Origin of the sequence: Paenibacillus athensensis, from assembly GCF_004514475.2 — a bacterium.
Lineage (GTDB): Bacteria > Bacillota > Bacilli > Paenibacillales > NBRC-103111 > Paenibacillus_AL > Paenibacillus_AL athensensis.
Genome location: NZ_MYFO02000007.1, coordinates 98,700 through 121,953, shown reverse-complemented (window position 1 = coordinate 121,953; position 23,254 = coordinate 98,700). Strand labels below are relative to the sequence as shown.

At 59.1% G+C, this 23,254-nt stretch carries 19 protein-coding genes; 13 read left to right on the top strand and 6 right to left on the bottom strand.

The annotated features are described in order from the left end of the window. Positions 1–420 precede the first annotated feature (420 nt). From B5M42_RS14645 to B5M42_RS14625, 5 genes are all read left to right on the top strand, one after another. The gene (locus B5M42_RS14645) at positions 421–2,082 is read left to right on the top strand and encodes a putative bifunctional diguanylate cyclase/phosphodiesterase (protein WP_134749825.1); all 1,662 of its coding nucleotides are present in this window, start codon (positions 421–423) and stop codon (positions 2,080–2,082) included. Between the two features lie 257 nt (positions 2,083–2,339). Then, positions 2,340–3,377, top strand: a complete 1,038-nt coding sequence (locus B5M42_RS14640) for a BMP family lipoprotein (protein ID WP_134749823.1) — start codon at positions 2,340–2,342, stop codon at positions 3,375–3,377. 345 nt (positions 3,378–3,722) lie between these two features. After that, entirely contained in the window at positions 3,723–5,261 is a 1,539-nt protein-coding gene (locus B5M42_RS14635; protein WP_134749821.1) for an ABC transporter ATP-binding protein, read from the top strand. Beyond that, a complete protein-coding gene (locus tag B5M42_RS14630; protein ID WP_134749819.1) occupies positions 5,258–6,337 on the top strand; it encodes an ABC transporter permease in 1,080 nt (359 codons plus the stop codon). Before B5M42_RS14635 ends, B5M42_RS14630 begins: the two co-directional genes overlap by 4 nt. Further along, complete coding sequence (locus B5M42_RS14625) at positions 6,338–7,300, top strand: ABC transporter permease (protein ID WP_134749817.1); 963 nt, start codon at positions 6,338–6,340, stop codon at positions 7,298–7,300. Positions 7,301–7,481: 181 nt separating this feature from the next. Here B5M42_RS14625 and B5M42_RS14620 read toward each other — a convergent pair whose 3' ends face one another. Beyond that, entirely contained in the window at positions 7,482–8,342 is an 861-nt protein-coding gene (locus tag B5M42_RS14620) for an AraC family transcriptional regulator (protein WP_134749815.1), read from the bottom strand. A 186-nt stretch (positions 8,343–8,528) separates the two neighbouring features. Here B5M42_RS14620 and B5M42_RS14615 point away from each other — a divergent pair, with 186 nt between their 5' ends. The 8 genes from B5M42_RS14615 to B5M42_RS14580 all read left to right on the top strand — a co-directional run bounded on the left by B5M42_RS14615 (position 8,529) and on the right by B5M42_RS14580 (position 17,577). Beyond that, on the top strand, positions 8,529–9,707 hold the full coding sequence (locus B5M42_RS14615) for a galactokinase (RefSeq protein WP_134749813.1): 1,179 nt from the start codon (positions 8,529–8,531) through the stop codon (positions 9,705–9,707). Positions 9,708–9,710: 3 nt separating this feature from the next. Beyond that, positions 9,711–10,703, top strand: coding sequence for a UDP-glucose 4-epimerase GalE (gene galE, locus B5M42_RS14610; RefSeq protein WP_134749811.1), 993 nt, complete (start codon positions 9,711–9,713; stop codon positions 10,701–10,703). A gap of 73 nt (positions 10,704–10,776) precedes the next feature. Then, entirely contained in the window at positions 10,777–12,606 is a 1,830-nt protein-coding gene (locus tag B5M42_RS14605; protein WP_134749809.1) for a UDP-glucose--hexose-1-phosphate uridylyltransferase, read from the top strand. Positions 12,607–12,668: 62 nt separating this feature from the next. Continuing rightward, positions 12,669–13,793, top strand: a complete 1,125-nt coding sequence (locus B5M42_RS14600) for a hypothetical protein (protein WP_134749807.1) — start codon at positions 12,669–12,671, stop codon at positions 13,791–13,793. Between the two features lie 144 nt (positions 13,794–13,937). Then, a complete protein-coding gene (locus tag B5M42_RS14595; RefSeq protein ID WP_134749804.1) occupies positions 13,938–14,795 on the top strand; it encodes a carbon-nitrogen hydrolase family protein in 858 nt (285 codons plus the stop codon). Positions 14,796–14,870: 75 nt separating this feature from the next. Beyond that, positions 14,871–15,557 carry a GNAT family N-acetyltransferase gene (locus B5M42_RS14590; protein WP_134749802.1) on the top strand — a complete coding sequence of 229 codons (687 nt, stop codon included), beginning with the start codon at positions 14,871–14,873 and terminating at the stop codon, positions 15,555–15,557. Positions 15,558–15,581: 24 nt separating this feature from the next. Continuing rightward, positions 15,582–16,259, top strand: coding sequence for a GNAT family N-acetyltransferase (locus B5M42_RS14585; protein WP_134749800.1), 678 nt, complete (start codon positions 15,582–15,584; stop codon positions 16,257–16,259). Positions 16,260–16,368: 109 nt separating this feature from the next. Then, entirely contained in the window at positions 16,369–17,577 is a 1,209-nt protein-coding gene (locus B5M42_RS14580; protein WP_134749798.1) for an S-layer homology domain-containing protein, read from the top strand. Positions 17,578–17,627: 50 nt separating this feature from the next. Here B5M42_RS14580 and B5M42_RS14575 read toward each other — a convergent pair whose 3' ends face one another. The 5 genes from B5M42_RS14575 to B5M42_RS14555 all read right to left on the bottom strand — a co-directional run bounded on the left by B5M42_RS14575 (position 17,628) and on the right by B5M42_RS14555 (position 23,205). After that, the gene (locus B5M42_RS14575; RefSeq protein WP_134749796.1) at positions 17,628–17,834 is read right to left on the bottom strand and encodes a sigmaY antisigma factor component; all 207 of its coding nucleotides are present in this window, start codon (positions 17,832–17,834) and stop codon (positions 17,628–17,630) included. Continuing rightward, positions 17,818–18,192, bottom strand: a complete 375-nt coding sequence (locus B5M42_RS14570; protein WP_134749794.1) for a DUF5345 family protein — start codon at positions 18,190–18,192, stop codon at positions 17,818–17,820. The genes B5M42_RS14575 and B5M42_RS14570 overlap by 17 nt, the downstream gene beginning before the upstream one ends. Next, a complete protein-coding gene (gene sigY / locus B5M42_RS14565; protein ID WP_134749792.1) occupies positions 18,182–18,703 on the bottom strand; it encodes an RNA polymerase sigma factor SigY in 522 nt (173 codons plus the stop codon). Before sigY ends, B5M42_RS14570 begins: the two co-directional genes overlap by 11 nt. Before the next feature lie 106 nt (positions 18,704–18,809). Continuing rightward, on the bottom strand, positions 18,810–20,141 hold the full coding sequence (locus B5M42_RS14560; RefSeq protein WP_134749790.1) for an MFS transporter: 1,332 nt from the start codon (positions 20,139–20,141) through the stop codon (positions 18,810–18,812). A gap of 160 nt (positions 20,142–20,301) precedes the next feature. Then, positions 20,302–23,205, bottom strand: coding sequence for an ATP-binding protein (locus B5M42_RS14555; RefSeq protein WP_134749788.1), 2,904 nt, complete (start codon positions 23,203–23,205; stop codon positions 20,302–20,304). Between the last annotated feature and the right edge of the window lie 49 nt (positions 23,206–23,254).

The window sequence follows — 23,254 nt, the reverse complement described above, 5'->3', positions numbered from 1 at the left end:
ATCTGGCGCTGTGCGGACAAGTCCGCGGGCACAGAGAGGACCAGCCGCCGCCGCGCGGCTTTTTTTTGCACGTTATTTTATGGAAAAAATTTCAGGCGAAACCTGCGTTTTTGTGATTTTTTTATTAGAAAACGATGGTTTTTTGTGGTATAGTAAAAAAGTCCCAATGAAATCATTTCAGCGCTCGCCTTTGGCGAGTAAAGGGGCTGGAGCCACAAGCCTAAAGAAGCAAGCTGTCCCTATCGGGAGAGCCTACGGCGGGCAGCGCTCCTGCCAATAGGCTTATACGGCTATTCCATCGGGAATAGCTTTTTTCAGAGATCAGACTGTCATCCCGGAAGACTCCGGCGGGGGTTTTCTTCTATAGCATGTATTGAAGCAGTTGTATATCGGTGCCGGCAGGCGGAGAGGAGCAGCGCGATGCGTAGCGTCAGCGGAAACGCAAGCAAGCATTTCAAAGCACATTTGTGGGAATATCTCGGCGCGTCGGGCGTTGTGCTGTTGGCCGTCTGCCAGCTGTGGTCCGTCAAGGCCGGTTTGCCCGGACTGCTGGCCGGTCTGGTTATGTCCATTGCCGCTGCGTCGATCCTTTTCGTCAAGCAAGCTCCCGTCTTTGTGGCGGTCATTTCCGTGCTGCTGGCCGCTGCCGCCGTCGCCGGCTTGTTTCTGGAGCCCGGTACGCTGACGCTGCTGCTGCTGCAGTCCGGCGTTCTGCTGGTGTTTACTCACCGCATTCGCCACTTGCTGCTGGCCCGCGATGCCTATAAAGAGGTCAGCCGCGAAATGGAATATATGGCGTATCACGATGTGCTGACCGGCTTGCCCAACCGTCGGCTGTTCGACGACCGTTTGCGTCAGGGGCTCATTCATGCCAAGCGCAAAGGCCATCTGGCCGCCGTGCTGTTCCTTGATCTCGACCGCTTCAAGGAAGTCAACGACACGCTGGGGCATTCGTCCGGCGACGCGCTGATTCGCCATGCCGGCGAACGGCTGCTGCATTGCCTGCGCGAAGGCGATACGGTCTATCGTCAAGGCGGGGACGAGTTTGCCATTTTGCTCGACTACATCAATAAGCCCGAGGACGCCCATCTGGTAGCGCTGCGAATTCAGCATGCGCTGGAAACGCCGTTCCAGCTGGAAGGTCATCCGGTTGCCGTGACAGCAAGCATGGGCATCGCGTTGTATCCATTGGACGGCGAGACGCCTCAGGAGCTGATGGAGCACGCGGATGAAGCGATGTATCGCGCCAAGCAGCGCGGCGACAATCATTTTCAATTTTTTGCCCCGGAAATCAATGCGATGGTGGCCAGCAAGCTGGAGCTGGAGGAAGGGCTGCGCCACGCGCTGGAGCGCGGTGAGATGGAGCTGCACTATCAGCCGCAATACGAGCTGAGCGACAGCCGGCTGGTCGGCATGGAAGCCGTGCTTCGCTGGGTGCGTCCCGGCCGGGGATTGATGGCACAGCATGAGTGGGTGCGCACGGCCGAAGAGAGCGGCTTGATTGCGCCGATTGGCGAGTGGGCGCTGCGTACCGCCTGTGTGCAGGCGCAGGCCTGGCGCGCAATGGGCTTCCCTTCGCTCAAGCTGACGATGGGCATTACCGCGGGACAATTCCGTCAGGAGCATTTTCTCGACGTTGTAGCCGAAGCGCTGAAAGAAAGCGGGCTCCCGCCCGAAATGCTGGAGTTCGATCTGGCCGAGGGCATTTGCGCGCTCAGCGTGCAGGAGGTGCGGGACAAGCTGCGCATTCTCAAGGCATTTGGTCTGCGCATTGTGCTGGACGATTTGAGCCTGGGTCTGTTCGCGAGCCCAAGCGCGGAGCAGGTGCCGCTTGACACGTTGAAGCTGGACAGCAATCTGATTCGCGATCTGCCCGAAGACCGGGAGAATCAGGCTTTGGCCAGCGCGATCATGCGCATGGCGCAGCGGCTGGACCTCAAGTTGGTGGCGAAGGGCGTCGAAACCAAGGCGCAGCTGGAGCATCTCCAGCATTTGCAATGCCAGGAAGTGCAAGGGCAGCTGTTCAGCAATCCGCTGGCACCGTCGGCTTTTGCCGAGCTGTTGAAGCAAAAAATCAGCTAGAACCTATTTGTTGCTTTTATTGACCGTTGGTTATATCATAAATCACTAGGACTATGCGCCCTGCTTTTTGGCCATCCTGCCTTTGCGGTTAGTCATACGGCCAAATGTGACAAAATGTTGCAAAAGTCGTTTTCATGATGGACAAGAAATGATAAAATCGGGAGTGGAAGTCTTACATATTTTGACTAACGCAGACCATACTACAGGGTGTGGAATTCCGGCTCTACCTTCAAAACAAAAAACAGGGGGACTCGTCAATGAAAAAAATGTTTTCGACAGGGCTCATGCTGGTCATGGCCACAGCGCTCGTACTTTCCGGGTGCGGCAAAAGCAATGATTCGGGCAGCAGCGCTTCGCCAGCCGCAACGGAAGGCGCCAAAGCTTCTAACGTCAATATCGGGATGGTGACCGACATCGGCGGCGTTAACGACAAATCGTTTAACCAAAGCGCATGGGAAGGCTTGCAAAAGGTCAAAGACGAAACCAGCGCCAACGTGAAGTATCTGCAAAGCAAAAGCGATGCCGACTACACGCCGAACCTGAATCAGTTTGTAAAAGACAACTACACGCTGACTTGGGGCATCGGCTTCCTGATGGGTGACGCGCTCAAGCAGGTAGCTACGCAAAATCCGAACGCCAAGCTGGCGATCATCGATAACACGGTTGACGCTCCGAACGTGGAATCCGTTACCTTTGCCGAGCATGAAGGCTCGTTCCTCGTCGGCGTTGTTGCCGGTCTGACTACGAAAACAAACAAAATCGGCTTTGTCGGCGGCGTCGACATTCCGGTCATCAAACGCTTTGAAGCCGGCTTCAAGGCTGGCGTTGCAGCGGTGAACCCGAACGCGAAGGTCACGATCAACTACACGGGCGCATTCGACAAGCCGGACCTCGGCAAAGCGGCTGCGGCTACGATTTACAACGACGGCGCCGACATCATTTTCCACGCTTCCGGCGCAACGGGCAACGGCGTGTTCAATGAAGCAAAGGATCGCGCCAAAGCCGGTAAGAAGGTATGGGTCATCGGCGTCGACAAGGACCAATCCCTGGAGTTTGGCGATGACGTTACGCTGACTTCGATGCTCAAACGCGTTGACCAAGCTGTCATCCGCGTCTCCAAAGACGTGATCGACAACAAATTCCAAGGCGGCAAGACGGTTGTGCTTGGCCTGAAAGACGATGGCGTAGGTCTGCCGGCCACTTCGACGAAAAACGTCTCGGCTGACATCCTCAAAAAAGTCGACGAGTACAAAGCGAAAATCATCAGCGGCGAGATCAAGGTGCCGGAACAATAAACGGCGCGTAAATGAAGGCCAGGAGTTGCTTGGCCTGATCCATGTCGAGGAGCAGGGCGCTACGGACTTTCGTAAGTTCTCCGATCGCTGTTGCAGGCCGATGACTTGAATGGATGTTCCAAAGGCAGCCATCGGCCCGCAAAGGCGAACGCTGCGCTTCTCCGAATCTTACAAAGTCCTCCACGCCCTCTCGACAGTCGTACACAGGCTAGTTGCAAAACTAGCCTTCTTTACTTCCAAAGCAGAAAAAAAGGGATCGCCTCCAGCTGCGGCCCGCTTGACGGCGGGCCGCGCGCCGGGGGTTTTCTCCTTTATGCAACACTATTCTAATCCTAGGGTGATTCGATGAGTGCAGCCCCGGTTGTTGAGCTAGTTAACATCACGAAGCGGTTTCCCGGCATCGTCGCGAACGATGCCATTAGCTTGAAGCTGGCGCAGGGTGAGATTCACGCGCTGCTTGGCGAGAATGGCGCCGGCAAGTCGACGCTGATGAATATTTTGTTCGGCTTGTATCAGCCGGACGAAGGCAGCATCCGCTTGCATGGCCAAGAGGTTTCCATCGACAGCCCGAATCGGGCGATCGAGCTGGGAATCGGTATGGTGCATCAGCACTTCAAGCTGGTGCAGCCGTTTACGGTCGCCGAAAACATTATTCTGGGCATGGAGCCCCGAAAGGGTGTGCGCATCGATTACCGCACCGCGCGGGAGAAGGTGCGCCGGCTTTCGGAGCAATACGGGCTGAAGGTTGACGCCGATGCGCGGATTGAGGATATTTCCGTGGGTATGCAACAGCGCGTAGAAATTTTGAAAACGCTGTATCGCGGCGCGGACATCTTGATTTTCGACGAGCCGACTGCGGTTTTGACGCCACAGGAGATCAGCGAGCTGATGACGATCATGCGCAATCTGGTCAAGGAAGGCAAGTCGATTATTCTGATCACCCATAAGCTCAAGGAGATTATGGAAATCGCCGATACGGTGACGATTATTCGCCGGGGCAAGGTGATCGATTCCCTGGCCCGCAAGGACGCGAACCCGCAGCTGCTGGCCGAGAAGATGGTCGGCCGCGGCGTTTCGTTCAAAGTCGAGAAGCAGGCGGCTGCGCCGGGAGCGGCGGTGCTGGAGGTGCAGGGACTGACGGCGCGCAATCATCAAGGGCTCGCTGCGCTGCGCGGCATCAACCTGACGGTGCGCAGCGGCGAGATTCTCGGTATCGCCGGTGTCGACGGCAATGGCCAAAGCGAGCTGATCGAGGCGCTGACCGGATTGCGTCCGGTGGACGGCGGCAAGGTGCTGCTGAACGGCAAGGAGATTACGGGGCAAACACCGCGAGCAATCTCCGAGGCCGGGCTGTCGCATATTCCCGAGGATCGCCATAAGCACGGGCTGGTACTGGATTTTACAATGAGTGAAAACATGGTGCTGGAAACGTATTTTCACAAAGCCTACAACCGTGGGGGCTTGCTCAATTACGAGGCCATCGACCGGCACGCCGAGAAGCTGATCAGCAAGTTTGACGTGCGCACGCCGAGCATCTACAACAAGGCGCGGTCGCTATCCGGCGGCAACCAGCAAAAAGCGATTATCGCCCGCGAGATCGACAAAAATCCGCAGCTGCTGATTGCGGCTCAGCCGACGCGCGGCTTGGATGTGGGCGCGATTGAGTTTGTGCACCGGCAGCTGATCGAGCAGCGCGATCAAGGCAAAGCGGTGCTGCTGATTTCTTTTGAGCTGGATGAGATTATGAATGTGGCTGACCGCATTGCGGTCATTTATGAGGGACAAATTGTCGGTGAGGTGCTGCCGCAGGAGACGAGCGACCGGGAAATCGGTTTGATGATGGCAGGCAGCAGCCGGACGCGGGAAGGGAGCAGCGGCGCATGAACAAGCTGATACGGATTTTTACGCGGGATTCCGCAGTAACGCCGCTGGTGGCGATTGTGCTCGGCCTGCTGTTCGGCGCGCTCGTGATGCTGGTTGGCGGCTATAACCCGATTGTTGCTTACGGGGCGTTGTTCAGCCGGATTTTTGGCAATTGGTACGATTTTGGCGAGGCGGTTCGCGAGATTACGCCGCTGATTCTAACCGGCTTGTCGGTAGCGTTTGCGTTCCGGACAGGCTTGTTCAACATCGGGGCTGAAGGCCAGTTCATTATGGGGATGACCGGCGCGACGGTGGTAGGCGTCAAGCTGACCGGGCTGCCGTGGATTATCCACGCGCCATTGGCGGTGCTGGCCGGAGCGCTGCTGGCCGGATGCTGGGGCGCTATCGCCGGCTTTCTCAAGGCCAAACGTGGCGTCAACGAGGTTATTACGACGATCATGCTGAACTGGATCGCGTTGTTCTTGTCCAACTATATCGTGAACCGCTTCCTGCTTCAGCCGGGACAACAGCGTTCTTACATGATTCAGGATTCGGCGTCGATGAGCATTGGCTGGCTGTCGGAGCTGCTGAACAATGCTCGCGTTCATTGGGGTACGGCTGTGGCGATTGCGGCTGCTGTGGCCTTTTATATCATTTTGTGGAAAACCCGTCAGGGCTACGAGCTGCGCGCTGTCGGCCATAATCTGCACGCTGCGCAATATGCGGGCATGAACGTGAACCGCAGCATTGTCAAGGCGATGTTCATTAGCGGCATTTTTGCCGGATTGGCCGGCGTGTTCGAGGTGCTCGGCGTGTTCCACTATCAGGTGGTGGCGGCGGCTTCGCCGGGCTATGGCTTTGACGGCGTAGCCGTAGCGCTGCTCGGTGCGAACAATCCGCTCGGGATTGTGCTTGGGGCTGCGTTGTTCGGCGGGCTGACGTACGGCTCGGCCGGCATGAGCTTCGGCGCCGACGTGCCGCCGGAAATTATCCGCATCGTCATCGGCTCGGTCATCTTCTTCGTAGCGACGCAGGGCATCGTCAAGTGGGTGCTGATTCCGTTTTACGGCAAACGCAAAAAGGAGGGAGCGTTGTAGATGGAAGCATTAACGATTATCGGGCAGCTGTTCAATACAACGCTCGTCTTCTCGACGGCATTGATTTTCTCGGCGCTCGGCGGCATTTTCTCGGAGCGTTCGGGCATTGTGAATATCGGCATTGAGGGCTTGATGGTGTCGGGAGCGTTCGCTTCGGCTGTCGGCAGCTATTATGCCGAGCAGGCGGATCTGGGGGCGCTGTCGCCGTGGATCGGGCTGCTGACGGCTGCGGTCTTTGCGCTGTTGTTTTCGCTGATTCATGCGGTAGCGACGATTACGTTCAAGGCCGATCAAGTGATCAGCGGCGTCGTGATCAACTTCCTGGCGGCGGGTGTGACGGTGTATCTGGTGAAAATTTTGTTCGATGGCGCGGGCCAGACCGAAACGCTGAACGAGGTGTTCAGCAAATGGGCGATTCCGGGTTTATCGAAAATTCCGCTGCTCGGCTACGGCTTGTTCACGGCCTATCCGACGACATTCATTGCGCTGATTCTGGTCGCCGTGGCGTGGTACGTGCTGTTCAAAACGCCGTTTGGCCTGCGTCTGCGCTCGGTCGGCGAGCATCCCAGCGCTGCGGATACAGTCGGCATCAAGGTCAAGCGCATCCGCTATATCGCGGTGATGATCAGCGGCGCGCTGGCCGGTATGGGCGGGGCGACGATTACGCTGACGACGACGAGCAATTTTTCGCACAACACGATTTCCGGTCAAGGGTTTATCGCGATGGCGGCAATGATTTTCGGCAAATGGCATCCGGCGGGCGCGCTGGGCGCAGCCGTGTTCTTCGGGATGGCGCAGGCGCTGAACAATTTCCTGCAGCTGTTCGATTTCTCGAAGCATATTCCGCAGGAGTTTCTGTATATGCTGCCGTATGTGCTGACGATTCTGGTGTTGGCCGGGGCGGTTGGCCGGGCCAAAGCACCTTCAGCGCTGGGCGAGCCGTACGATCCGGGCAAACGATAAAACGCCTGCGCTTAGCTGAACCCCTTTCTGCAGTTGCCAAGGCCAGGCGATGGGCGGGAAGGGGTTTTTTGCGTATCCGGCGAGCGCTATCGGGGCGTCTGCGGGCAGGCTTGGCAGGCGCGGGCGCAAGGCTCGGAGCGGCCAGCCCGGTCCTGTGGATGTCAGACGGCTGCGGCTGCTGTTACAAGGCTTTCATCTGCGCGCGGTATTCGCTGGGCGAGCAGGCGTAGGCGCGGCGAAATTGCTTGGAAAAATACAACGGGTCGTGGAAGCCGACCGACGCGGCGATTTGCTCGATGGTCAGCTCCGGCCGCTCGCGCAGCAGCTGGCGGGCTTTGCCGACGCGGAGCTGGAGCAGGAACGTCACCGGCGTCACCCGGGTATGGCGCTTGAACAGCCGCGACAAGTAAGCGCGGTTGTAGCCGAGAGCTTCGGCCATCTGTTCGATGGTGATCGGCTCGGCGAATTGCGTCGTCAGGTAATGGATCGCCTGCTGCACAAGGCGGTCGCCTGCCGTATCGGCTGGGGGAGCTTCGCCTGCGCTGCGCGTCAGCGCCTCGCTGTAAGCGGCCAGCAGCAGGTGCAGATAGCCTGTGGCGAGCAGCGAGGCGTTGGGCCGCTTGCCGCGCAGCGCCGCTTGCACGCGCCGGTACAGCAGCGGGATGCGGCGGCGGTCGCCTGCGCGGATGACCGGCTCGCCTGACGGCACGTTCAGCTCGGCCATCAACCGCGAGGCTTGCGGTCCGGAGAAGGCGATCCAGACGTAGTGCCACGGATCGGCTTCATCGGAGACGTAGCTGACAAGCCGTTCCGGTTCGATGACGAAGCTGTCCCCGGGGCCAAGGACGATTTCGCCGTCGCCGCATTCCAGAACGCCTCGGCCGGAGATGACGGCGTGAATCAGGTAGTAGTCGAACACCTTGGGGCCGAGCCGATGCAACGGTTTGGTTTGACTTTCGCCGGTAAACAGCACGAGCAGGTCGTCGGGGCCGCTGCCGGCGCGCGGATTGGAGACGACGTAGTAGCTTTCGGGAGTGTGCATGGGGCGACAACTCCTTTCTTTTTCCATATGTGACAGATGTTTATATGTATCTACTATATCACAGCTCTTCGACAATAAGCTAATGGAAGTCACAAAATTACATAACTAAATAACATGGCTCCATAGTGGTTTTGGACGAATTGGCGTATACTGAGCTTACATATTTGGAAAAGGCGGTGCGCTCGTATGGCAGACCTGTCCGCGCTGAAGGCGCGATTTATCGAAATTTACGGCGAATCAGCGGCAGATATAGCCGCTTATCACGCTCCAGGGCGTGTCAATCTGATCGGCGAGCATACCGACTACAACGGTGGTTACGTTTTTCCCGCGGCTTTGACCTTCGGCACGACGCTGCTGCTGCGCCCACGCAGCGACCGGCGGATCGGCTTTGCGTCCACGAACATGGAGCTGAGCAAACAAATTTCCATAGACGAGCTGCATTACGACGTTGCGGACGACTGGATGAACTATCCCAAGGGGATTGTGGTGCAGCTGGCCGCCGTGGGCGCTGCGCTGACTCGTGGGTACGACCTGTTGTTCCACGGTGAAATACCGAACGGAGCCGGTCTCTCGTCGTCGGCATCGATTGAGGTGGTGACAGCCTACGGGCTGCTGACTGCGGAAAATCAGCCTGTGGACAAGGTAAAGATTGCACTTCTGGCGCAAAAGACGGAAAATCAGTTTGTCGGGGTCAACTGCGGGATCATGGATCAATTCGCGGTTGCCAACGGCAAGAAGGACCATGCGATTTTGCTGATGTGTGATACGCTGGAGTATCGGCATGTGCCGTTCGCGGCGGGTAGCTGCAAGCTGGTGATCGGCAACACGAACAAGCGCCGGGGCTTGGTCGAGTCGGCCTATAATGAGCGGAGGCGGCAGTGCGAGCAGGCGGTGGGCGATTTGCAGCGGCTGTTCCCGGAGCTGACGCTGCTTGGACAGCTGACGCTCAAGCAGTTTCAAGTGCACAGCGGGCTGATCGGCGATCCGACTGTACGGCGGCGGGCGCAGCATGTGGTGGAGGAAATCGACCGCGTGCTGCAAGCGGTTCGCGTGCTGGAGGAAGGCGATTTGGCGGCGTTCGGCAAGCTGATGACGGCTTCGCACGTTTCGCTGCGCGATTTGTATGAGGTGACCGGACCGGAGCTGGACGCGATGGTCGAGGCTGCGTGGGCTGTGCCTGGCGTGCTGGGCTCGCGGATGACGGGAGCCGGCTTCGGCGGCTGCACGGTGTCGCTGGTGCAAGAGGCGGCGGTGAGCGATTTTATCGATCGGGTGGGCCGGGAATATACGGAGAAAACGGGACTTACGCCGAGCTTTTATGTCTGTGACATTGGTGACGGCGTGAAGCAGGAGGAGGGCATTTAATCTATGGCTATTCTGGTAACCGGCGGTGCGGGTTATATCGGCTCGCATACCGTCGCCGAGCTGCTGGCTCGCGGCGAGGAGGTGGTTGTCGTCGACAGCTTGCAGCAGGGGCATCGCACTGCGGTGACGGGCGGTACGCTGCATGTGGGCGATTTGCGCGACGGCGCTTTTATGGACCGGGTATTCGGGGAGCATGCGATTACGGCGGTGATTCACTTCGCGGCCAGTTCGCTGGTCGGAGAGAGCATGCAGCATCCGGCGAAATATTACGATAATAATGTCTACGGGACGTTGTGCCTGCTGGATAAAATGAATCAATACGGCGTGAAGCACATCGTGTTCTCGTCGACAGCGGCGACGTACGGGGAACCGGAGCGGCTGCCGATTGTCGAGACGGACCGGACGATGCCGACGAATACGTACGGCGAGACGAAGCTGGCGATGGAGCGGATGATGAAATGGTTTGATGCCGCGCATGGCATCAAATATGTGTCGCTGCGTTATTTTAACGCAGCGGGGGCGCACCCCGCCGGGCACATCGGCGAGGATCATACGCCGGAATCGCATCTGATTCCGCTGATTTTGCAGGTGGCGCTCGGGCAGCGCGCGCACATTTCGGTGTTCGGCGACGATTACCCGACGCCGGACGGTACTTGCATACGCGATTACATTCACGTATGCGATTTGGCCGACGCTCACGTGCTGGCGGTGGAGCGGCTGCGTTCCGGCGCGGAGAGCGCCGTGTACAATCTCGGTAACGGCCGGGGCTTCTCGGTCAACGAAGTGATCGAGACGGCGCGGCGCGTGACCGGGCAAGCGATTGAGGCGCGTCTGGAGCCGCGCCGCGCGGGCGATCCGGCCGTGCTGGTGGCATCGGCCGAGAAGGCGCGCGCGGAGCTGGGCTGGAAGCCGGCGCGCGCGGAGCTGGCGGAGATTATCGCCAGCGCGTGGCAGTGGCACCGTAGCCATCCGCACGGCTATGGCGACAAGGGGTAGCAAGGACGGCAGCGGCTTGGCGGCTGCCGGGTTGGGTTAACGAGCGAGTCAGAACATAAGAGGAGTGAGCGGGATGGACAAGCAGAAGCGTGCTGAGGCTTGGGAAGGGGCGCAGCCCGGAGACGGCGCGAGGGCTGCAGCGGCCGCCGGGCAGGGCAGCCCGCAGGCGGCAGGCACCGGCCCCCAGGCGGTGACGGGCGTCGTTCGCGAGGCCTGGCCGCGGGGGGCGCGGACCGCCGACGGAGCGAAGCCGCCCGCAGTGGCGGGGCCGCAGGCCGGAGGTCCGACGGTAGCGGGCGCTGCGGGTGACGCCGAAGCGCTGTCAACGGCCGACGTGGACCTGCGGCTGGCCCGCGGCGTGGAGCGCCTGCTGCGCTTCGCCCAGCAAGCGCGCCTGCTGGAGCCGCTCGATGTGTATGCAGCCCGCAACGGCCTGCTGCATATGCTGGGCGTGGCTGAGCCATATGCAGGCGAGCTGCCGGAGGAGCGGCTGGACAGCGCGGCCGGGCTACTGACGGAGCTGCTGGATGCAGCGCACGCCAAGGGGCTGTTGCCCGCGAATACGACGACGCAACGCGATCTTTTTGACACGGCGCTTATGGGGCTGCTGCTGGGACGGCCGTCCGAGGTCGTTTCGCGCTTCTGGAGCCTGGCCCACCAGCAGGGCGCAGAGGCGGCGACCTCTTATTTGTACAAGCTGTCAATCGACTCCAATTATATCCGCATGGACCGCATCCGGCGCAATCCGCAGTGGCTGACCCCGACCGAATACGGCGATCTGGAAATTACCGTCAATCTGTCGCGGCCGGAAAAGGATCCGCAAGAGATTGCGCTGCTCAAAACGCTGGCTCCTTCCAGCTACCCGGCCTGTCTGCTATGCGCGGATAATATCGGGTATGCCGGACGGCTGGATCATCCGGCGCGGCAAAATTTGCGTGTCATTCCGCTGGAGCTGGACGGGGAAGGCTGGTTTTTGCAATATTCGCCTTACGTTTATTACAACGAGCATAGTATTGTTTTTCACGAATCGCATATTCCGATGAAAATGAACTCGGCGACGTTCCGGCGACTGCTCGATTTCGTCGATCGCTTCCCGCATTATTTTATCGGCTCGAACGCTGATCTGCCGATTGTTGGCGGGTCGATTCTTAACCATGAGCATTATCAGGCCGGTCGGCATACGTTTCCGATGGAGCTTGCGGCGTCCGAGGCGGTGTTCACGCACGTTGCTTATCCGGGGACGAAGGCCGCTATCATCAAATGGCCGATGTCGGTGTTGCGCATCAGCGGACATGATCGATCGGCGCTGCTCGCTTTGGCGTACCGGCTGCTGGCTGACTGGCAGAGCTACAGCGATCCGGCCGCAGAAATTCTGGCTTTCACGAAGCAGCCCGACGGGACGAAGACGCCGCATAATACGATTACGCCGATTGCCCGCCGCAACAAGCGCGGCGAATACGAGATCGACCTGGTGCTGCGCAATAACCGGACGAATGCGGCGTATCCCGGCGGTATCTTTCATCCGCACGAGCATTTGCATCACATCAAGAAGGAAAATATCGGCTTGATCGAGGTCATGGGGCTGGCTGTGCTGCCGGGCCGCTTGCAGGAGGAGCTGGCGACAATCGCCACGCTGCTCAGCGGCGGCGCGGGGTACGACCGGGCGGCGGTCAGCCGCGACAACAGGCATCCGCTGTTCAAGCACGCTTTGTGGATCGAGGAGCTGCTGACGCAATATGGCTGGCGGTTATCGCCTGATCAAGCGGCCAAGGCGCTGCAGCAAGCGGTCGGCCGCAAGTTTCTGGCCGTGCTGGAGGACGCCGGCGTGTTCAAGCGCACGGCGTCGGGCCAAGCGGCGTTTGGCCGGTTTTTGGCCGCCGGAGGATTTCGAAAGCTACACTGATAAGCGCAACCAATGCCCCGTTTGCCGGTAGCATTGGTTGTTTACGTATGGAGGGAAGAGGGATGGGCATGCCACGCATGTTCGACGGCTATGCTTTCGCCGATTATTCAGGCGCGGGCCCGGATCGCCAGCAGCGCAAAGCGATTGCGTGGGCGGTAGCGGGGCGTTTGTCGGCGCTGGCGGACAGCGGAACCGGAACGATGGGCACAGCGGGTGCGACTGGCGCAAGGGGTGCAACCAGCGCAACGGGAGCAACGGACACAACCGGCACAGCGGGCGCGACTGGCGCCGGAGGAGCCGACAGCGGGCTAACCCCGGCGGTCGCGCTGCCGGAAGCGGCTCAGTCCGGCCCGGTGGGTGAAGCGTCTGCCCCGGCGCGGCTGGCGGAGGAGGTAAAGGCCGCGAAGGGCTTTACCCGCCAGACGCTTTGGGAAGAGGCGCTGCAGCTGCTGCGCGCGGCTTCAAGCGCCTCAGAGCGCGTGCTGTTTGGCTTCGATCACAATTACAGCTTTCCTGCGGGCTTTTACGATGCGGTCACGGGCCGCGCGCCGGGGAGCTGGCGCGAGCTTGTCGATTGGCTCTACGCGACGATGCAGGATTTTGTAGAAAACGATCGATTATTGCCCAGGAAATGGGCCGCCATGCACAATCGTTTGCTGGAGCAGCGGCACGGCTGGCCGGTCGGACCGTTCTGGGGGCCGCATTTTCAGCCGATGCAGCGCCGGTTTGCTTACACGCCGGGCAACGCGCCTTATCGGACAGGAGAAGCCCCATGCATCCGCGATCGCCGGCTGACTGAGCTGGAGCATCCGACTGCGAAGCCAGTTTTTCAGTTGGGCGGTAACGGAGCGGTGGGGCTGCAATCGCTTTTTGGCATCTATTATTTGAGCAAGCTGCTGACCTGCTGCGCCCAGGAAGGCATTGCTGTTCATGCGTGGCCCTATGACGGCTGGACGATTCCGCAGACGGGACATGTGCTGATCGAGGTGTATCCGACGTTGTTCGTGCCCAAGACGGAACGGCGAAGCGATGCCGGAGACGCTGAAGCTTGCGCCAAATGGGCGCAAAAGGCGGACGAAGGGGGCTTGCTGGGCGAACTGCTGGCCAAGCCGTCGGGTCTGGATCAAGCTGCAGAGGATCGGGTGCGGCTGGAGGGCTGGATTGCTGGCGTCAAGCGCCAGGGATGAGGGGGTCGGGCGTGGTGTGACGGGCGGATTCCAACGGTCATTTTGCCGTGGGCCAGCCGGTCGCCGGATCAGTTGCGCCAGAGCCGGAATCGTTTTATAGTGTGGAGAGATATGCTGCGGCAACGCGGACAAAGGAGTGCAATCATGAGAATCAGAGTATCCGCCGTGCAGTACCATCTGCATACGATACAAAGCTTTGAGCAATTTGCGGCGCAGGTTGAGCATTATGTGAAGAATGCGGCGGAATTCGAGCCGGATTTCGTGCTGTTTCCCGAGCTGTTCACGACGCAGCTGATGTCGATTGGCGACGAAGCCGGAAGGGCTCTGCCGATTGACGCCTTGCCGGGCTATACGGAGGCTTATGAGAACTTGTTTCGTGAGTTGGCGCAGCGCACGGGCCTTCATTTGATCGGCGGCACGCATATTACGTCCGACGGCAGCAAGCTGTACAATACGGCTTATTTGTTTTACCCTGATGGCAAGATCGAGACGCAGCACAAGCTGCACATTACGCCCAGCGAGCTGAAGGCATGGAATATGGGAGCCGGCGACAGCTTGCGCGTATTCGATACGGCCCAGGGGCGGATTGCCGTGCTGGTGTGCTACGATGTGGAGTTTCCGGAGGTGGTGCGGATGGCCAAAGCGCGCGGCGCCGATGTGCTGTTTTGTCCCTCCTGTACAGACGACAAGCACGGCTTTCATCGCGTACGGTATTCGTGTCATGCCCGGACCATCGAAAATCAGATCTACGTCGTCACGACCGGCACGGTCGGTTCGCTGCCGACGGTCGATTTCATGCGCGCCAACTACGGTCAGGCGGCAGTGCTTACGCCCAACGACGTTCCGTTCCCGCCGGCAGGCATTATGGCGCAGGGCGAAATCAATCACGACATGGTCGTGACGGCCGACCTCGACTTGCAACTGCTATACGAGGTGCGCGACAAAGGCTCGGTGACGACGTGGCGCGACCGCCGCACCGATTTGTACACCGACTGGGCGTAAAGCGCTGCCTGTGGGCGCGTCGCTTGGCGTGAGGGGTTTATTTTGGCAAGAGTGTTGGAAAAAAGGAGGCGCCCGATGGCTGCTTATTGGAAACGTTTATATGTCTTCGACGGCGACCGTCCGGTTGAAGCCATCGTGCGGCCTTATACGGAAGCGGATTTCGCGGATTTGATCCGCATTCAGCAAGCAAGCTTTCCGCCGCCGTTTCCGTCGGAGCTCTGGTGGAACGAACGGCAGCTGCGCGAGCATGTGACGCGGTTCCCTATTGGGGCGCTGTGCGTAACGATCGGCGATCGGCCGGTCGGCTCCATAACCGGATTGCGCGTCAGCTACGATCCGCATGCGGACGAAGCGCATACGTGGGAGGCTGTAACGGACGGCGGATATATTCGCACGCACCGGCCGGACGGGGATACGCTGTATATCGTCGATATTTGCGTGCTGCCGGAATGCCGCAAGCTGGGGCTGGGCAAGCTGCTGATGCAATCGATGTACGAGGTTGTGGTGCAGCTGGGGCTGGTGCGGCTGCTTGGCGGAGGGCGGATGCCGGGGTACGGTCGCGTGGCGGATCGCAAAAGTCCCGAAGCGTATGTACAAGATGTGCTGAACGGCGAGGAGCGCGATCCGGTGTTGACCTTCCTGCTGCGCTGTGGGCGCACGCCGGTAGCGCTGGCTCCGCACTATTTGGACGACGAGGAGTCGGGTAACTACGCGCTGCTGATGGAGTGGCGCAATCCGTTTCTCGCTGCTGCCCAACGTTAATTACGTATGAAGGAGAGAGCCGATATGGAGTATATTCGCATCAACCGTCTGGAGGACCCGTTGTTTCGCAGCATGCATCAGCTGATGCAGCGCGTATTCCCTGCCGAAGAGGTGCTGGAATTCGAGCTGTGGCGCGAGCCGCTGGAGGACCCGGGCATTCGCGTATTCGTCGCTGTCCATAACGGCGAAGTCGTGGGTGCGACGGAATATCGCTATTATGCCGATTGGCGCGTGGCGATGACCGACTTTACGATCATCGGCCGTCCCGGACTGGGGATCGGGCGCTTTCTGGCCCGTCGGCGTCAGGACGATTTGCAGGCTTTGGCTGCGGAAGCCGGGCAACCGATGCTGGGCATGTTCGCGGAAATTTACGACCCGTATCAAACCAGCGGCAGCGTTCACGATTTCGGCGGCGTTCAGCCGATGAATCCGTTCGTGCGGCGCGAGGTGCTGTCGCATCTGGGCTATAAGCGGCTCGATCTCGCTTACGTGCATCCGTCCTGGGAAAACAACGGCGAGCCGGTATTCGGACTCGACCTGTGCTTCCTGCCTGCGGACGAGACGCTGGCGGAGCTGCCTGCTGCGTTGGCGCTGCAATTTCTGCGGCGCTATTATGCGGTACTGCCCAACAAGCCGGCGGCATGGCTGCAGATGACGGAAAAGCTGGAGCGGGCGTCGACGGTAGCGCTGCTGCCGCTGTAGCAGTTCTGTAGCGATAGCGCTGGTACTGGTGCTGACAGTGCTGGCATCGCGGTGCGTCTTCACTGACGGATGCTTTTTTTATCCTTGACCGAATTGGAGGGGGAATGCGATGAGCATTTCGCGCTTGTCCGGGTTGTGTATCGCGGTGATCCTGGTTCATTGCCTGATTCATCCTGTCGGCGTAGCGGTCAAGCCTGTTTTTCGAGATGTAGCTGCAACGCACTGGGCCTATGAAACGATCCTGTGGGGAGTCACCCACGGAATCATCGACGGTTACGAGGATGAGACCTTTCGCCCGGATGAAGTGGTGACTGAAGAACAATTCATTGCGCTGCTAGTCAGAGCTTATGGGGACATCCCGGACCTGATCCCGGCTGCGGCGTGGTCGGATAAATACTATGCCTATTTGAGTGCCAAAAATTATCCGCTTACCTCTGCCCGGCAAGCCGCCATCACCCGAGCTTCTATGGCAGCCATCGTTGCTTCTACGCAATCGGTTCATTATTCGGGCAGATTTGCGATCCAATATCTGTTGGATCGGGGCTTGGTGAATGGCAAAACCGCCTCTACCGTTGCAGGCTTTCACGGCAATGAATCTCTGACCCGCGCAGAAGCGCTGCAGGTCATCAGGAATGTGCTGGAAAAGACGGATTCTGCCACGCTGGGCGACAGGCCGCTTGATCCCAGCGATACTGCTGTCTTACACGTGCCGTTATTGCCTGTGGAGAAGCTGCAAACCATAGGCAACGCGGAGCAGGTTATTCTGGTTACGGCTGCTGCTTATGAGCAAATGACGGTCAAGGTGGAGGTTTTTGAAAAAACAGACGGCGTCTGGGACGAAAGTCTTCCTGCTATGGAGGGAACCATTGGGGAAGACGGCTTTGCTGCTGCGATGAGCGAAGCGGTCAAGCAATCTCCGGAGGGCGTGTTTACCTTGACGAAGGCTTTTGGAAAATATGAAAATCCCGGCACGCGGCTGCCCTACAGACAAACCGACGCCTCGGATTATTGGGTAGACGATCCAGCATCGCCTTTCTACAATACGTGGCAGGAGGGCCCCTCCAACGGAAGATGGAAGTCGGCTGAGGCCCTGCTGCGGCAGGATTCGTTGTACGATTATGCTGTCGTCATCGACTATAATACGAGTAGGACGCCCGGCAAGGGCAGCGCCATCTTTCTTCATGTCGGACAAGGAAGAGGAACGGCCGGCTGTACGGCGCTGTCCGAGTCTGATCTGATCCGGGTGATGAAGTGGCTGGACCCCGAGAAGCATCCGGTGATTGTACAAGCTGTAGAGAGTCGTCTGGCCGAGATGTAACGGAATATCGCCTCTATCAGCCGCCCGGCCAGAAGAGCTCGGGCCAACGTTCAGCCTTCCCGGCGGCGATGCGCGCGGCGCACCGTCAGCAGGTATACAAGAGAGGGCAGCGGAAACTGAATCAGCCCCCACAAGCCCCAGAACCAGTAGCGCCGGCCCTGCCGCTGCGCATCCAGAAACAGCAGCGTGCTTTGAGCAAGCATCAAGATGCCAAGCGCGATCCATAGCCACAGCGGCAGCTTATCCCATGTGGTCATCGCGCTTCACCTCCCATCTGCCGATGCCCAGCCCGATCAGCGGCGCCAGTGCAGCGGCGGCCTGCATCCAGAGAAAAGCGGCGGGCTTGTGCGTGATCGTCACATACAGCAGCGCCAGAATCAGCAGCGCCGCGCCCCACAGCAGCGCCAGCTCCCGGTATAAGCGCATCCGGCGTCTGCGCCGGGCCTCGGCGGCTTGCTCGCGAAACCAGCCGGAATCGGGTGTCGCGAACGGGAACAGCGCATCCAGCGCGTCCAGACCTTCCCGCAGTGCCGTTTCCTCCAGCGCGCCTGACCTTTCTTTTTGCTCAGCCTCGTTTACCCCCGGCAGCTCCTCTTGCCGTTCCTTATTGCTCATCGTCCGCCAACTCCTTTCGAACCTGCTGCAGCCCGTAATGAACGCGCGATTTGACCGTGCCGGCCGCCAACTGCAGCATCGCACCGATTTCCTCATACGTATACCCGTAATAATGCTTCAAAATCACCGGAATCCGCATATCCTCATCCAGCGCATCCAACGCGTCGAGCGCTTCCGGCCAGACGTCGCCGCGGCTCACGGCCGACCAGCGCATGCGCCGCTGCTCCTGATCGCGCCACAGGCGCTCGCGTTTGCTGCGCCGCAGGTGATCGAGAAACAAGCGGGTGGCAATGGTGATCAGCCACGAGGAGAAGCGGGATTGCCCGTTGTAGAGGCGAATGCGCTCCATCGCTTTCAGCACGGCGTCCTGCGTCAGATCGGCTGCCAGCTGGTCATTCAGCGTCGCCTTCAGCATATAGCTGCGCACGAAAGCGTAATGCTGCCGGAGCAGCTGCGCCAGCGATTCGGCATCGCCGCGCTGCGCCTTGCGGATCAGCTCTTGTTCGTCCAAGATGAGCCATCCTTTCCCTTGATGATGCCGATAATACGCCGGAGCGGTTCATTTCGTTCACGGCCGTCGTCGATTATTTTTCCCCAATACGAGAAAAAAAGAGAGGCTAGGCCTCTCCGCCGGATTTGCTGCCGTAGGGTACGCGCACATGCACGAACAGCCCGATGACCACCAGCACGATCAAGGAGCCCAGCGCCACGCGGCTGGCCAGATTGCCCTGCTCCGCCAGCGCCCACGTAATCGAGCCGTACAAGGCCGGACCAACGATGGACGACACCTTGCCCGAGAACGCAAACAAGCCAAAGAATTGCCCGCGCTTCTCCGGCGGTGTCAGCTCGACGATCATCGTCCGCGACGTAACCCACATCGCGCCCATCGAAATGCCGTACAAGCTGCCTGCGATCCAGAACAGGCCTTGCGACGCGGTGGTCGACGCCAGCGCAAGCGCCACGATCAGTAGGGCGGCCACGAGGCTGACGCCGGTTTTGGCCCCCAGCCCGCGCGAGATGAAGCCAAATACATACGAGCCGACGATACTGGATACCGTGGACACCAGATAAAGCAGGATGAACTGGTCCGTTGAAAACGCCATGACGGTTTTCGAATAAATCGCCATCACGGCAATTGCCGTGGAAATCGCATCGTTAAAAAAGAAATACGCGATCATAAACAGAAACGCCGCCTTGTACAGCCGCGCCTCCTTGAACGTAGCCCAAATCTCGCGGTAGCCGCTGAGCAGCGATTTGTCATCCTGGCGGACCGGCGCGGGCTTTTCCCGGTACCACAGCCAGATCGGCAACAGGAAAAGCAGGAACATCAAAGCGCTGGGAATGAACGTGCGCTCGAAATGGTTGTCGCCGACCAGCGGATACACAAGCAGACCGACCAGCGTGCCGGTATAGCCGACCGCAACCCCGAATCCGGAAATCAGCGGGATTTCCCGCGCATTGCCCAGATCCGAAATCATGGAATCATAGAAAATCAGACTGGAATTGTAGAGAAATTTGGCGATCATAAAACAGAGCACCACGCCGGCGATCGAGGCGTTCAGCCCGAACCACAGCCGGTTGGTGTCCCACAGTGCGGCAAAGCCCATCAGCAGCGTGGCGGCGATGCAGAGCAGGGTAAAGGGGATGAGGTACGGCTTCTTGCGCCCCGTGCGGTCAATCCATACGCCGAACAGCGGCGACAGCAGCACGAGAAACAAGCTGGAGATGGCATTGGAATACGTCACAAAGGTACTGGCGATCTGCGACATCGTCTCATTCGAGCCGAGCGCAGCTTTCAGATAAAACGGATAAAAGATCGTAATGATATTCGACGAAAAAATCGTATTGGCAAAATCGTACATCGCCCAGCTCAAAATCGGCAGAGAGAAGAACAGCACCCACGCTTTGCGCGCCTGCGGTCCGCCGGAAGCGGATTCATGGACAGACATCAACCTCACACCTTCCCGTGTTAATCGGTTCTTGTAAAGTATATTGGCCGAAGCGGGTGCAAATCCTTTTTGAATATAGAAAGTTTACGCAAAAATAAAACTCCCTCCGCAGCGTCTTCTGACGCGCGAAGGGAGGGGGAAAAGCCTATCCGGGCTTCGTTCAGCTATCCTCGTCATCGGTATGGCCAAACGGCGTTTCGATCTCGACCTCGATACGGTCGGCGAATTCCTTCATCTCCGTAACGCGAATGCCGTTATGCTCCAGTGTTGCCGAAATCGTCTCCTTGTTCTGTACGGGGAAGACATAAGCGCCATTTTGCCGCCCTTCAAGCAGCCGGCGGGCGACCTGGAGCAGCCGCTCCATCGTAAACGGCTTGCGCAGATATTTCTCGATATCCTTCTCGTAATAGTCGTGCGGCGGCTCCAGCGCCGTCGACACAATGACCGGAGTGCGGTAATAAAGCGGATGCCGGTTCAGCTCGGCCAGGAAGTCCCAGCCGGTCAGGCTTCCCTCCAAATGAATGTCGACGATGAACAGCAGCGGGCCCGCATCGCCGGGAGCCGAGCGCTGCAGCAGCAGCGCGCCTTCCTCTGCCGAACGCAGCTGTACGGACGGCAGCTGGAGCTTGCCCAAGGCGACCTGGACAAGCTTGGCGAGATTATCGTCATCTTCGAGAATCACGATTTGGCCGTTGAGCGACGGCAGCTCGTAGCTGTCCAGCTCGAAGGTGAATGTCGAGCCGCTGCCCATTTGCGATACGAAGGAGATGCCGCCGTCATGCGCCTCGACGATTTCCTTGACGATGGCCAAGCCAAGTCCCGTGCCGCCGATCTGGCGGCGGTCGGAATTGTCGACGCGGAAAAATTTCGAGAACAATTGCTCGTGCGCATTCTCGGGAATGCCAAGGCCGTAGTCTTGGACATCGACGCGGATGCGCGAGCCGACGCGATTGAGGCGAACATCCACCCGTTCCACGCCGGGTGAATACTTGATCGCGTTGCTGAGCAGGTTGTGGCAGACCTGCCGCAGCCGATTGATGTCGCCCCGCGTCCACAGCTCGCCCTCCGGCTGCTGCACAACGATATGATGCTGGTATTTGTCCTGCCACTGCTCGACGATGTCTGTGAGCATGCCCTTCAGCTCCACCGGAGCGAAATGGTACGCCTGCCTGCCCGATTCCATGCGCTGCAAATCCAGAAAATCGTTAATCAGATTGGACAGCCGCTGCGCTTCTTTATGTATCGTCTCCATATATTTTTTCTGCTTGTCGGGCGGCAAATCGCGATTCAGCATAATCTCTACAAAGCCAAGTACGCTGGCCAGCGGCGTGCGCAGCTCGTGCGAGACGATGCTGATAAATTCATTTTTCATCTCGTCAATGCGTTCTTCCTCCGTGCGGTCGCGGAAGACGAACAGGAAGCCGCGTTGCTCCGATTCGCCGCCAACGGGCGTGACGTACAGCTCGGCATGCTGCACCTGATCGACGTTAAAGAACGAGAAGCGCTGCGTCAGGTGGCTGGCTTCTCCGGCCAGCAGCGTTTCCAGCGACGCCACCAGCGGACGGAAGGCGGGCATGGTATCCGCAGCATCCCGGCAAGCGTCGACCAGACTGTCGCCGACCCGATGCCGCAGGTCCATATAGTGGCTCATACGGGCATTGACGAACACAATCCGCCCCTGCGCGTCCGTCATCACCATTCCCTCGTGGGCAGCCTCCAGAATGCGATTGATCAAATCGCGCTGGTCTTCGATGAATTGCTTCTCCGACGTCAGCTGCACGTACAGGTCTTCCAGATCGGCGGCTTGCCGGCGCTTGTCGTCGTTCATCATCTGGGCATGGAAGGCAAGGCCGAACTGTCGCACGAGTCCGCGAGTTAAGCGGTCGTTCTCCTCCTGCTGATTCGGGTAAGGATATTGCGTCAGCAGCAGGAAGCCGAACACCTCCTGCTTGTCGTCAAACAGCGGGAAGTAATGATCGACGGCGCTTTCCAGCCCTTCATGCAGGCCGCGCTCTTTGCCGGTAACGGGGCGGCGGCGGGTCAGCGGCTTACCCTCCTCGAACACGCGCAGCGCCGGGCCGAACAGCTCGGTTTCCATGCGGGCCGCATATTCGAGCGGATAGCCGCAGGTGTAAACCACCTCGTAGCGCTGCCCGCCGGCTGGCTTTCGGTCAATGACGACGAGTGCGGCGTCGTGCGCGAGCGAATCCAGCAGCGCAGGTACGGTGCTGCGCAGGAAATCGTCCAGCTGCATAAAGCCGCTCAGCTTTTCCTGATAGGTCGTAATCAGCTCCAGCTCCAGCTCGCGTTCCCACAGCTTCTCCAGCGTCGTCCGCTGCTCTTCCTGCTGCGCGACGATTTCCTCGTTCTGTGCTTCGAGACTTTCGGCCATGTAGCGGTAGCCTTCCTCGCTTTTGCGCAGCTGCGCTTCGGCGCTATGGGCGCGGATATAGACGATGGAGCAAAGCGCGCCGACGCCAATGGCAATGAACAGGCCAACGAGCGCCAGCGTCTGCGAGAGCTGGCCGGCATGCAGCGATTTGCCGTAGGCATCGTCGGCGATGTGCTTGATCTCGTTCTGGATGAAGCCTTGCGCTTCACGGTAATTGTCCATCAGCGCCTTGCCATCGTTCACATGCGCCAGTGCCATCGCCGTATTGCCGGATTCAATAGTGGCGATTTGCGCCGTATAGTAGCTTTGCAGCGCGTTAACCGAAGGTATGGCCCGGGAATCGATAAACTCCGCCAGATGCGGGTAACGTTCTCCGTAGGCGCGAAGATCCTCCAAATCCTTGGCCAGCGCTTCCTTACCGGTAAGATAAGGCTCCAAGTAGACCACGTTGGCGGTCAACTGGTAGCCGCGAATGCCGGTTTCCTGATTCAGCAGGTCCGTCAGCAGCCGGTTGGCCGTATTCGTAAGCGGAATCGCATCGTTCACGATCGCGTCGTTCTGACTCTGCATATGGCGCGAAGTGATGATGCTCGATGCGCTGATCAGTCCGAGCAGCACCACGATCACCAGCAAATACAGCAGCGTTATGCGAGAGCGTGTTAATGGCTTCATCAATCTCACCTAGCTTTGCCACAAAATAGCGAACAGTGCGAACTTCGCC